At 63.2% G+C, this 12,024-nt stretch carries 11 protein-coding genes and 1 pseudogene; 6 read left to right on the forward strand and 6 right to left on the reverse strand.

Annotated elements, in window-relative coordinates:
• Positions 1-14: 14 nt before the first annotated feature.
• On the reverse strand, positions 15-233 hold the full coding sequence (locus ACYCVF_RS08030; RefSeq protein ID WP_459603211.1) for a hypothetical protein: 219 nt from the start codon (positions 231-233) through the stop codon (positions 15-17).
• A gap of 121 nt (positions 234-354) precedes the next feature.
• Positions 355-561, reverse strand: a complete 207-nt coding sequence (locus ACYCVF_RS08035) for a YdcH family protein (protein WP_008546179.1) — start codon at positions 559-561, stop codon at positions 355-357.
• A gap of 328 nt (positions 562-889) precedes the next feature.
• On the opposite strand from ACYCVF_RS08035, the gene ACYCVF_RS08040 reads away from it, so the two are divergent.
• Positions 890-1,069, forward strand: coding sequence for a YdcH family protein (locus ACYCVF_RS08040; protein WP_459603209.1), 180 nt, complete (start codon positions 890-892; stop codon positions 1,067-1,069).
• Positions 1,070-1,239: 170 nt separating this feature from the next.
• On the opposite strand, the gene ACYCVF_RS08045 is transcribed toward ACYCVF_RS08040, so the two are convergent.
• Positions 1,240-2,343, reverse strand: a complete 1,104-nt coding sequence (locus ACYCVF_RS08045) for an NAD(P)/FAD-dependent oxidoreductase (protein WP_459603207.1) — start codon at positions 2,341-2,343, stop codon at positions 1,240-1,242.
• 202 nt (positions 2,344-2,545) lie between these two features.
• Here ACYCVF_RS08045 and ACYCVF_RS08050 point away from each other — a divergent pair, with 202 nt between their 5' ends.
• The 5 genes and pseudogenes from ACYCVF_RS08050 to ACYCVF_RS08070 all read left to right on the forward strand — a co-directional run bounded on the left by ACYCVF_RS08050 (position 2,546) and on the right by ACYCVF_RS08070 (position 8,485).
• Positions 2,546-5,230: a sensor domain-containing protein gene (locus ACYCVF_RS08050; RefSeq protein WP_459603205.1), complete on the forward strand. Its 2,685-nt coding sequence runs from the start codon at positions 2,546-2,548 to the stop codon at positions 5,228-5,230.
• Between the two features lie 35 nt (positions 5,231-5,265).
• A pseudogene (locus ACYCVF_RS08055) lies at positions 5,266-5,478 on the forward strand (FAD-dependent oxidoreductase); the annotation flags it as partial.
• 106 nt (positions 5,479-5,584) lie between these two features.
• Positions 5,585-6,757 carry an ABC transporter ATP-binding protein gene (locus ACYCVF_RS08060; RefSeq protein ID WP_459603203.1) on the forward strand — a complete coding sequence of 391 codons (1,173 nt, stop codon included), beginning with the start codon at positions 5,585-5,587 and terminating at the stop codon, positions 6,755-6,757.
• Positions 6,754-7,668: an ABC transporter permease gene (locus ACYCVF_RS08065; protein ID WP_459603201.1), complete on the forward strand. Its 915-nt coding sequence runs from the start codon at positions 6,754-6,756 to the stop codon at positions 7,666-7,668. Before ACYCVF_RS08060 ends, ACYCVF_RS08065 begins: the two co-directional genes overlap by 4 nt.
• 4 nt (positions 7,669-7,672) lie before the next feature.
• Positions 7,673-8,485 (forward strand): ABC transporter permease, encoded by an 813-nt coding sequence (locus ACYCVF_RS08070; protein ID WP_459603199.1) that lies wholly within the window; start codon positions 7,673-7,675, stop codon positions 8,483-8,485.
• Between the two features lie 162 nt (positions 8,486-8,647).
• Here ACYCVF_RS08070 and ACYCVF_RS08075 read toward each other — a convergent pair whose 3' ends face one another.
• From ACYCVF_RS08075 to ACYCVF_RS08085, 3 genes are all read right to left on the reverse strand, one after another.
• Complete coding sequence (locus tag ACYCVF_RS08075) at positions 8,648-9,514, reverse strand: carbohydrate ABC transporter permease (protein WP_459603197.1); 867 nt, start codon at positions 9,512-9,514, stop codon at positions 8,648-8,650.
• Complete coding sequence (locus ACYCVF_RS08080; RefSeq protein WP_459603195.1) at positions 9,511-10,383, reverse strand: carbohydrate ABC transporter permease; 873 nt, start codon at positions 10,381-10,383, stop codon at positions 9,511-9,513. Before ACYCVF_RS08080 ends, ACYCVF_RS08075 begins: the two co-directional genes overlap by 4 nt.
• 94 nt (positions 10,384-10,477) lie before the next feature.
• Positions 10,478-11,863, reverse strand: coding sequence for an ABC transporter substrate-binding protein (locus tag ACYCVF_RS08085; RefSeq protein ID WP_459603193.1), 1,386 nt, complete (start codon positions 11,861-11,863; stop codon positions 10,478-10,480).
• Positions 11,864-12,024 lie beyond the last annotated feature (161 nt).

Genomic DNA, 12,024 nt, shown 5'->3' on the forward strand with positions numbered 1-12,024 from the left:
TCCGGGCTTGAAAATCAGGCGGCGCTGCTCTTGCTCCGCATCTTGCTGCGCGAGGTCTCCGGAATGCAGCCGGCGGAAATCGCCGCCTGCAGCTCCTCCAGCTCGGCTTCCAGATATTCGTTGGCCATGATCAGCGCCTTGATGGTGCTGCGCAGATTGCCGTCGCACATCGCGATCGCCTGATCGCAGGCCTGTTCATAGTGGCGGTTGTCGAGAAGGGTCGTTGCCGACATCTGCGTTGTCCTCGTGTCCTGTGCTGGGCCCTTTGTGAGGTCTTCTTCAATGTTCCTATTTTGTTCTTTTGGAGTCAAGCGGATTCAGGTGGGTGAAGCCGCGGCGAAAGCCGGTTCACGATCAGGCAATGATGTCGGGGGTAATCTGGTCTTCGATGAACGCGATGCGGTCACGCAACAACAGCTTGCGCTTCTTCAGCCGCTGTAAGCGCAACAGGTCGGGTGCGGGCGATTGATGCAATGCATCGATCGCTGCGTCGAGATCTCGGTGTTCCTGCTGCAACCGGGTGAGCTCGGCTTCGAGCTCACGCTCATCTTCATTGGTCATGTCTGCGGTGGCCGAAAACCGATAGGCGTGAATCTGGGCTGTGGATGCCCTGTGGAAATTATCGTCCTTGCGCAGCGTGATCGCAAGCGATCTGCGCTCCTCGCTCGCCGGTCTCCCGCAACATATTTCTGCGAGCCGCCGTGGAGTTGCGCAGACGCATTGATATCATGGAATTATCCCGCACGGTTCCCCTAGTCACGCTTCCTTACATATGAAATTTCAAAAATGACACTGCGACGACGGATACCCATCGACAGGACGAATCGGTGATGTAGACTTCCTCGTCCGGATCGAATCCTGAGGTTCAACCCTACCGAGGAGGTTTCGAATGACAATTCAGGCACATCTCGTTGAATTGGAACGGAAGCACAAACTTCTCGAAAACGAATTGCACGAAGCTCTCGTGCACCTTTCAACGGACGACCTGCAAATTGTTGAGTTGAAGCGCCGGAAGTTGATGGTCAAGGACCAGATCGAGCGTCTGAGGCACAGCGAGACGCTCCACTAGCAGTCCCCGCAACAGCATAGAGTTGATCACATCCTTCACGCAGGGATGAGAGCATTCGTGCTCATCCCTGCACAGGATGCAAGCCGCGCAGGATGTTTGCGCGGCGCCAATGTCTGCTTGAACGGTTTTTTTCTCGACGCGAACCGTCATCCGCTTCGCTCGACGGGACTCTAGATGTCCGCGAGTTCGGCGACGTGATCGGCGATCGCGAGCGACGACGTCAGTCCGGGTGATTCGATGCCGAACAGATTGACCAGGCCCGCGACGCCGTGATCGCGCGGGCCCTGGATGAGAAAGTCCTGCGTGGCCACAGCCGGCGGCACGATCTTCGGGCGGATGCCTGAATAGCTCGGCATCAGCGCCCCGTCGGGCAGCGTCGGCCAGTATTTGCGGATCGCCGGGTAGAAGCGTTCCGCCCGTGACGGGTCGACCTCGTAGTCGATCGTTTCGATCCACTCGACGTCGGGCCCGAAGCGCGCCTGCCCTGCCATATCAAGAGTCAGATGTACCCCTAGCCCGCCGGGTTCGGGCACCGGATAGATCAGGCGTGAGAACGGCGCCTTGGCGTTGCAGCTGAAGTAGTTTCCCTTGGCGAGATAGGCCGGCGGAATCCGGTCCAGCGGCATGCCCTCGATGTTGCGCGCCACATTGGTCGCCGACAGTCCCGCGGCGTTGACGAGGAGGCTGCATTGCAGCGTCATCGGCGTCTCGCCGCCGGCCTCGATCTCGATGACGCCGGCCGCCGCCTTTGCGCGGACCAGCGGGGTGTGAAACGCAAAGGCCGCACCGGCGTCCTCGGCCTCGCCGCGGAGCGAGAGCATATAGGCGTGGCTGTCGATGATGCCGGTCGAGGGCGAGAGGAGCGCAGCGTCGCAGGCGAGCGCCGGCTCCAGCGCGCGTGCGGCCTCCCCCGAAAGCAACTGCATGTCGAGCACGCCGTTGGCTTCGGCATGGGCCTTGATCGACTGCAGCTTCTCGGTCTCTTTCGCGCTGGTCGCGACGATCAGCTTGCCGCAATTTCTATGGGGGATGCCGCGCTCGGCGCAGTAGCGGTAGAGCGCGTGCTTGCCGCTGACGCACATGCGCGCCATCCAGCTCCCGGCACGATAGTAGATGCCGGCATGGATCACCTCGCTGTTGCGCGAGGAGGTGACGGTGCCGATGGCCTCGGCTTCCTCGAGCACGATTACCTCGCGGCCGGCTTGCGCAAGCCTTCGAGCCACCGCGAGACCGACCACGCCGGCTCCGATGACGACGCAGTCGACCCTATCCATGGTTGTGCAGGATGTCCGCTGGAAGCGCCGGTGGCACCGCTTCCGCAAATGAGGGGCCGGGGCCGTTTTCCGTTAAGGAGGCGTTTATCATGTCAGGGCAATTGCCGTAGTTCGCGTTACATTTTTCCATTGCACGTACAGGCATTTACCCGATCCAAACCGGCGAGGCCAGACAATCCCACGTTGAAATCGCGGGTGGCTGATGGCTGAGAAGAACTGGCACGCGGGCAGCACGCTTCCGATCGCTGCGCAGGCCGTCATGTGCCTGGCCGGCGCGGTCGCGCCTGCGCATGCCTATGCGTTGCCGGACGGCTTTCCCACTCCAGGGGACCTCGCCAAGCTCGATCCCAGTGTCGTCTGGGAAGCGCTGATCGCGGGCATCGTCCTGTGCTCGTTCCTCGCCGCGATCGTGCTGTGGATTCATTCCTCGCTGCGCCGGACCAGGCGTTTGCAGTTGCGGCGCAACGCCTTCATCTCCTCCGCCATGAACAATCTCAACCAGGGCGTGGTGATGACGGATGCGCAGCGGCGCGTCATCTTCTGCAATGATCGCTATCTCGAGATCTATGGCCTGACGCGGTCGGATGTCCGGACTGGCATGAACGGCCTCGAACTCCTTGCGCTGCGGCGCAAGCGCGGAGTGCTGGGCGCCTCGGACGATGAATTCTACGACAAGGCGGCAAGCGCCAATGGCCTGATCACGGAACTGCCCGACGGCCGGGCCATCCTGGTGAAGTATTTCGTGTTGCCGAACGGCGGCTCGGTGGCGACGCATCTCGACGTCAGCGAACAGCGCAAGCTGTCGCGCCAGCTCGCCTCGACCAAGCAGTTCCTGGAATCGGTGCTGGATCATGTCCCGGCTTGCGTGGCGGCCAAGAACATCGAAGACGGTCGCTACATCTTCGCCAACAGCGCCTATGAACGGTTCTGGGGATTGTCGCGGGACTGCGCCGTCGGCAGGAACGCGCGGGAGCTGTTCGTGCCGGGCTCCGCGGCCAGCATCGAAGCCGCCGACCAGGCCGCGCTGAACGCGCCGGACGGCCAGTTCCGCAACGAATTCGAGGTCGACCGCGGCGGCGTCAGGCGCATGGTTGCCTCGATCCGGATCGTGGTCCGCAACGAGAGCAACAAGCCGGAATTTCTTCTCATCGTGTTCGAGGACATCACCGACCGCCGCTCGCTGTCACAGGAGCTGGAGAGCACCAAGAGATTCCTCGAGCTCGTGGTCGACAACATCCCGGTGGCGCTGATCGTGGAGCAGGTCAAGGACGGCCGCTATCTGCTCGCCAACCGCAGTGCGGAGACGATCCTCAACCGCAGGCGGGAAGAGGCCATCGGCCTGACCGCGTCCGACATCTTCAATCCCAAGGAAGCCAAGCTGATCATCGCGCGCGACGAGGCCGCGATCAAGAAGCGCGGGATGATCACCGAGGAGCATCCGATCTCCACCAAGGGCGGCCTGCGGCTGTTCCTCACCCGCCGCGCCACCGTGCTCAACGATGCCGGCGAGCCGCAATATCTGATCAAGACGCACGAGGACGTCACCGACCGCCGGCAGACCGAGTCGCGCATGGCGCACATGGCTTATCACGACGGCCTCACCGATCTGCCGAACCGCGCCGCGTTCCTGCAGGCGCTGACCCAGATGATCGAAGCCTGCGAGGGGACCGACGAGGAATTTGCGGTCCTCTGTATCGACCTTGACGGCCTCAAGGAGGTCAATGACGTCTTCGGCCACGCGCTTGGCGACAAGCTCCTGATCGAGGTCGCCCAGCGGCTCCAGGATGCCGCGCGCGGCGGCCTGGTGGCGCGCCTCTCCGGCGACGAATTCGGCTTGATCATCGACGGCAAGCAGCCCGAGGTGGGCCTTGCGCTGGCGCAGCAGCTGGGCGAGGCGCTCGCCCCGGAATTCCAGATCGACGGCCGGGCCGTTCGTGCCGGCATCACCACCGGTATGTCGATCTTCCCGCACAATGGCTCCGACGGTGCCGCGCTGCTCGCCAATGCCGGTGCGGCGCTGTTCCGCGCCAAGCAGAAGTCGCGCAGCTCGATCAGCCTCTATCAGCCGGAGATGGACCAGCAGATCCGCGATCGCCGCGTGCTGCATCAGGACCTGTCGATGGCGATCAAGAACGGCGAGCTCTCGCTGGCTTTCCAGCCGCAGGGAGTCGCGGGCCACAGCGTTGCCGAGAGCGAGATCATCGGCTTCGAGGCGCTGGCGCGCTGGCAGCATCCGGTGCGCGGCCAGGTCTCGCCTGCCGAGTTCATTCCGCTCGCCGAGGAGAGTGGCCTGATCGTCGAGATGGGCGAGTGGATCCTGCGCGAGGCCTGCCGCGAGGCGGCGTCCTGGCCGAAGCCGCTGCAGGTCGCGGTCAATCTGTCGCCGGCGCAGTTCATGCACGGCGACGTGGTTGGACTGGTCCATTCGATCCTGATCGAGACGGGCCTTGCACCTGGCCGGCTCGAGCTCGAGATCACCGAGGGCGTGCTGATCGAGGATTTCGACCGGGGCCTGGCGCTGCTGCGCCGCCTGAAGTCGCTTGGCGTGCGCATCTCCATGGACGATTTCGGCAGCGGCTATTCCTCGCTGAGCTATCTCCAGGCGTTCCCGTTCGACAAGATCAAGATCGACCGCGCCTTCATCATCAATCTCGGGCGCAACCCGCAATCGGCGGCGATCGTCCGCGCCGTGATCGATCTCGGCCACGGTCTCGAAATGTCGATCGTCGCCGAGGGCGTCGAGACGGTCGAGCAACTCGCCTTCCTCGCCAAGGAAGGCTGCGACGGCGTGCAGGGCTACTTGCTCGGCAAGCCGCTGCCGATCGGGAAATATGCCGGCCTCGTCGGCCGCACCGAGATCTTGGAGCTCGCGCTCAAGACCGGTTAGTGATGGGGGGCGTTTTGCTCCTTCTCGATGGCCTCATGGCGGATTGCGACCTCGCGATCATCGGCGGCGACCTGAACGGCGTCAGCCTCGCCCGCGATGCGGCGGGCCGCGGCCTGCGGGTCATCCTGTTCGAGCAGGGCGATCTCGACGGCACGGCATCATCGGCAACACCGCGGCTGATCCACGATGATCTCTCGGTGCTGGAGCGCCGCGGTTTCCGTCGCGTGCGCATGCCTGCAGCGGACCGTGACGCGCTGGCTGTGTTCATGCCGGATGTGAACGATTCATCCTGAACCGGTTGAGCTGGAGACGATCGGCCGCTAGCGTGCGGCGGAATCGGGGTTGGCAGGGAACATGACCGACGAGTTGCCCAGAACAGACGCCGCGGCCAATGCAGCTGGCGGAGATCCGCGTCCGGCGCCCGGCCAGCCGCTGCTGCGGATCGAGGGCGTCGCCAAGACGTTTGGGCCGTTCCGCGCGGTGGATGGTGTGTCGCTCGACATCAAGGCCGGCGAGTTCTTCGCGCTGCTCGGCCCGAGCGGCTGCGGCAAGACCACGCTTTTGCGCATGCTTGCCGGCTTCGAGGCGCCGGACGAGGGGCGCATCCTGCTCGGCGGCAAGGATATCGCGCAGGCGCTGCCGCACGAACGTCCGATCAACATGATGTTCCAGAACTACGCACTGTTCCCGCATCTGTCTGTGCGCGACAACATCGCCTTCGGCCTCAAGCGCGCCGGCATGCCGCGCGCCGACATCACCACCCGTGTGGCCGAGATGGTCGCACTGGTGAAACTCGAAGGGCTGGAGAAGCGCAAGCCGGACCAGCTCTCGGGCGGCCAGCGCCAGCGCGTGGCGCTGGCCCGTGCGCTGGCGCGCCGGCCGCAATTGCTGCTGCTCGACGAGCCGCTCGCAGCCCTCGACAAGAAGCTGCGCGAGAGCACGCAAGGCGAGCTGATGGAGCTGCAGCGGCGGCTCGGCATGACCTTCGTCATCGTCACCCACGACCAGGAGGAGGCGATGACGATGGCGAGCCGGATCGGTGTGATGAAGGCCGGCAGGCTGGCGCAGGTCGCAAATCCTCGCGAACTCTATGAGGCCCCGCGCTCGCGCTGGGTCGCGGAATTCGTCGGCGACATCAATCTGTTCGATGGCGAGTCGAAATTGCGCGACGGTCATCGTCTGGTGATTGGCACGCGTGATGCGGGTGCGCTGGTGGTGGCCGAGCCGCGCGAACCAGTCGGTGCCGGGAAATTGTCGGTTGCGATCCGTCCCGAGAAGATCAAGCTGTCGCGCCGCGGTCCCGTCAGCGAGACCGGTCACGAAACGGCGATCAACCGGCTGGACGGCGTCATCGCCGACATCTGCTATCTCGGCGGCACCACCACCTACAAGGTGAAGCTCGACACCGGCGGGACCGTGCGGGCGTCGGTCGCCAACAGCGCGCGCCTCGACGTCGATGCCTATAGCCTGAACCAGCATGTCGTCGCCTGGTTCACGCCCGACGATTGCGTGGTGCTGCCGTCATGAGCTCACGCAGCATCTTCGCGCGACCGGCGCGCTTCGCCGCGATCGCACCCTATGTCTGGATGGTGCTGTTCTTCCTGGTGCCGTTCGCCTTCGTGCTGAAGATCAGCCTGTCGCAGACGGCGATCGCACAGCCGCCCTACGAGCCGCTCTTCGATCTGACGGCGGGATGGGACGCGCTCAAGGGCGCCTTTGCCGCACTTTCGATCGACAATTTCAAGCTTCTGGTCTCCGACGACATCTATGTATTCGCGTATGTCCGCAGCCTCACTGTCGCCCTCACGGCGACTGCCCTGTTGCTGCTGATCGGTTACCCAATCGCCTACGGCATGGCGCGGCTGCCGAAGCGCTGGCAGGCGGTGGCGATGGTGCTGGTGATCGTGCCGTTCTGGACCTCGTTCCTGATCCGCATCTATGCCTGGATCAACATCCTCCAGCATGACGGCCTGCTCAACCAGATTTTGCTGGCGCTGCATCTGGTCAGCCAGCCGGTGGTGTGGCTCTCAACCGACACCGCGATGTATATCGGCATCGTCTATTCCTACTTGCCGTTCATGATCCTGCCGCTCTACGCCACGCTCGCCAAGATGGAGCCGGCGCTGGAGGAGGCGGCCTCCGATCTCGGCGCGCCGCCCTGGCAGGTGTTCTGGCTCGTGACTTTTCCGCTGTCGCTGCCCGGCGTCGGCGCCGGCGTGCTGTTGTGCTTCATTCCGATCGTCGGCGAATTCGTCATCCCGGATCTCCTGGCCGGCTCCGACGCGCTCATGATCGGCCAGACCCTGTGGCTCGAATTCTTCACGAACAAGGACTGGCCGGTTGCGTCCGCGGCCGCCATCGTGTTGCTGATGGTGCTGCTGGTGCCGCTGCTGCTGTACGAACGGCTGCAGAAGCGACAGCTCGAACATGGGCGGTGAGGCGATGCGCAAGGTCTCCCGGCTGTCCCGCTTCAACGTCGCCTCGCTCGCGCTCGGGCTGGCGTTTCTCTACCTGCCGATCCTCATCCTCGTCATCTATTCCTTCAACGCCTCGCGGCTGGTGACGGTGTGGGGCGGCTGGTCGCTGCGCTGGTATCACGAGTTCTTCAACGACCGCGCCATGATCGAGGCGGCCTGGATGAGCCTGCGGGTCGCGGTCTGCTCCGCGACCATCGCCACGCTGCTCGGCACGCTCGCCGCGGTGGCACTGTCGCGCGGCGAACGGTTCCGCGGCCGCACGCTGTTCTCCGGCATGCTCTATGCGCCGCTGGTGATGCCGGAGGTGATCACCGGATTGTCGCTGCTGCTGCTGTTCGTGGCGCTGAACGCCGAGCGCGGCTTCTGGACCGTGACGATCGCCCACACCACGCTGACGATGTGCTTCGTTGCCGTCGTCGTGCACTCCCGCCTCGGCTCGCTCGATCGCTCGCTGGAGGAAGCGGCGATGGACCTCGGCTGTGATCCCGTCCGCGCGTTCGTGTCCGTCACGTTGCCGCTGATCGCGCCGGCGATCGTCGCCGGCTGGATGCTGGCCTTCACGCTTTCACTCGACGATCTCGTGATCGCGAGCTTCACCACCGGTCCTGGCTCGGCGACGCTGCCGATCCGGATCTATTCGGAGGTGCGGCTCGGGGTGAAGCCTGAGATCAACGCGATCTGCACGCTGGTGATCGCCCTGATCGCGGTGGTCATCGTCATCGCTTCGCTCGCCTCGAAGCTGTCGAGCTCGCAGGGCGAGAGCGCGGCGCCGTTGTGAGCGCCGCCTCCATTGCGAGGAGCCCGCGACAAAATTGCGAAGCAATTTTTCGCTGGTGCGACGAAGCAACCCAGATCGTCTCAGCGGAAGGATTGGCTCGCGGAGCCTGTCATCGGGCCGCGCTTCGGCGCGGGCCCGGTAGCTCGCAATGACGGGAGGCAGCTACGACTTCACCGCACCTGCCGTCAGCCCGCCCACCATGTAGCGGCGGAAGGCGTAGTAGACCGCGGCCGGGGGCAGCGCGTAAATGAAGCCGGTCGTCATCAGCAACTCCCACGGCGAATCGTCGGCGGCAAGGAAGTTGCCGAGCGCGACGGGGAGGGTGATCTCACGGTCGTTCGAGAGCAGCAGGAACGCGTAGAGATATTCGTTCCAGGCCAGCAGCACGGCGTAGGTGCCGATCGCGACCAGCGAAGGCATCATCAGCGGCAGATAGACCAGGCGGAAGATCTGGAGCGTCGTCGCGCCGTCCATCACGGCGGCCTCGTCCAGCTCGACCGGCAGCTTGTCGGAGGCCTGTTTGAGCACCCAGATCGCGTAGGGGCTCGCGATCGTCACCATGGCCAGGATCAGCGACCAGTGATTGTTGAGCAGGCCGTAATTGCCCATGGTGCGGTACATCGGCACGGCGAGGAACGCCGCGGGGATGAAGTAAGTGAAGAGTGCGAGGTTCAGCACGGTGCGCCCGCCCGGCGCCTTCAATCGCGAGATCGCGAACGCCGCCGAGGTCGCGATCACCAGCGTCAGCACGCCGACGGAGACGGCGATCACCGTCGAATTCCAGAACTGGATGTAGAAGTCGCGCAGGAAGTAGTGCTGCTGCTTGAACACGATCTGGAAATTGTGCAGCGTCGGGTGATCCGGCCACAGCTTGCCCGAGAACGCATCCTCCTTCGGGGAGATCGCGAACAGGAACATGTGATAGATCGGGATCATCGTCCACAGGAAGACGGGAATTCCGATCAGCAGCAGCCGCGCTTCGGTCGCGACGTCGCGCCAGGAAAATTCGCTTACGCCGGGGAGCTTCATCGCGATAACCGTTTCATCATGAAGTACACGAGCGGCAGGACGAACGGCATCGCGCAGACGATCGACGCCATTGCCAGCGAGAGCTGGTCGAGCCGGAGATAGCGGATGCCGAGCGTCGCCAGCACGTGCGTGAGGTCGGCAGGTCCCCCGCCGGTGAGCAGATAGACGCTGTTGAAATCGCCGAGCGTCCAGATCATCGAGAGCAGCGTGCAGGTGACGTAGAGCGTCTGCATCGACGGCCAGGTGATGTAGCGGAATTTCTGCCACCAGCTCGCACCGTCGACCTCGGCGGCCTCGAACAGATCGTGAGAGATCGCGAGGCGGCCGGTGATCAGGATCAGCGTCCAGAACGGCAGCGACTTCCAGATGTGTACGGCGATCGCCATGGTCAGCGCCACGGTCGGATCGTTCAGCCAGTTCGGTCCGTCATCACCGGTCAAGGAGAAGATGTAGTGATTGATCATGCCCCATTCGGGATTGAGCATGAAGCGCACCGACAGGATGGTCGGGATCGACGGCACCGCCCAGGGCAGGATGAAGATCACCGAGAGCCATTTGATCCAGGTGCGCTGCTGGGCGAAGAAGCCGGACAGGAACAGCGCGATCAACATCTTGATGTTGATGCCGATGACCAGGAAGATCAGCGTGTTGATCGCGGCGCGCGCAAAGATCGGATCATTATAGAGCGCCACATAATTCGACGGGGCCCTCGCCAGCCACAGCCCGTAGCAGACGGGATAGACGACGAAGGCAAGGAAAACGAGCAGATAAGGCGCGAGCAGTACGATGCCCCAGACCTGCGCCGGGGTCAGCCGTGACGACAGGGGCGGGCCGGGGATTGCCTGATCGCCAGAGAGCGTGATCGCCATTCTTTTCGGACTCTTCAAAGAGAAGCCGGCCGCGAAACGCGGCCGGTGTTGTTCTTACACCTCTCCCCGCATTGCGGGGAGAGGGAACGATGACTCAACCCGCGACCTGCTTGATGCGGGCGATCAGTTCGTCGACGGCCTTGTCGACCGGAACCTTCTCGCTGACGACGCGGTTCATCGCCTTCGCCCACACGTTCTCGTTGTTGAGGATCGTGAACTTCCAGTTCTTCGTGAAATCGAACGCGGCGGTGCCGCCCTTGAACTGCGCGTAGACGGCCTTGCGGTGCTTGTCAGCCTGCCAGAACGGGCTTTCCTGGCTTTCCTTCGTCACCGGGAACCAGCGGCCGAGCGCGCCTTCGATGTAGGGACGGACGTTCTCTTCCTGGAGCAGGAAGCTGATGAACTGCTTGGCCTCGGCCTTGTTCTTGGCCGCGGTGAACACCAGTCCGGTCTTGACGTCGGAGCGATAGCGAATGGTGGAACCATCCGGCGCCTTCGGGAAGGATGCCGTGATGATGTCCTGCTCATAAGCCTTCTTGCCGGCGTCGCGCTGGTCCTGGGTGAGCGCCTGGTTCTGCGAATCCTCGAACCACTTCGCCGCGATGGAGATCGTGAAGTTGTGGGTCATCACGATGGTCTTGTTGTGGAACGCGACGTTGTTGTCCGGATCCTTCCAGGTGGTCGAGGAGGGCGGCGTGCAGCCCTTGATGTAGGTGTCGGTATAGTCCTTCATCGCCTTGATCAGGCCGTCGCGGACCTTCGGGTCGTCGACAAGCAGCTTGCCGTCGTCGTCGACCAGCTTGACGTGATAGGCGTCCATGAAGGTGTAGAACGACTGGAAGGAGTCGGTGGATTCCACGCCCATCGGCTGTCCGACGGCGTAGATGCGCTGGCCGGTCGCCTTGCGGATCGCCGGCTGCACCTTGTCGCACCAGAACGTCCAGTAGCCCGCCCAGTCGTTCGGGATGTCGCTCACCTTGAAGCCGGCCTTTTCCAGCATGTCGTTCCAGATCTGAACGTGCATGCTCTGCTGCTTCAGCGGAAAGCCGTAATAGGCCTTCTTCTTGGCGACGTCGTTGTAGAGGATCGACGCATCGAGCGTGTTCTGCACGAACCGGTCCTTGATCGGATTCATGACATCCGAGAGGTCCTCGAGCTTGCCTTCATAGGCCCACTTGCCCTGCGCCTGCACGTCATAGGAGTCGGAATAGGCGACGTCGGGAACGGTGCCGGCATCGAGCGCGGCGACCGTCTTCGGAATCATGTCCTGGATCGCGTATTGCGACAATTCGACCTTGATGCCGGTCTTGGCTTCGAATTTCTTGATCGTCTCGATCAGCGCGTCGTCTTCGGACCGATAGAAGCCCTTGCCCCACCAGACCGTGATCGTCTTCTGCTGCGCAAAAGCGGGTGCAGTGGCGGCAAAAAGCCCGACCGCAGCGACCGCCAATGATACTGCGCCAATAACCTTGGATTTCACGTGTTTCTCCCTCAAACGGCCGGTGTTTTTAACCGGTCGTATAAAACACTAGCGCAGGATGGTAGCGCAATCAACGCATCTTGTCAGACCCAGTCGTGGGTGTCGGTCCAGAGCAGATGCTTAACGCGTGCATCGATCCAATCGCCGCATCAATTCGGCCG

Source organism: Bradyrhizobium cedriense (assembly GCF_054602315.1).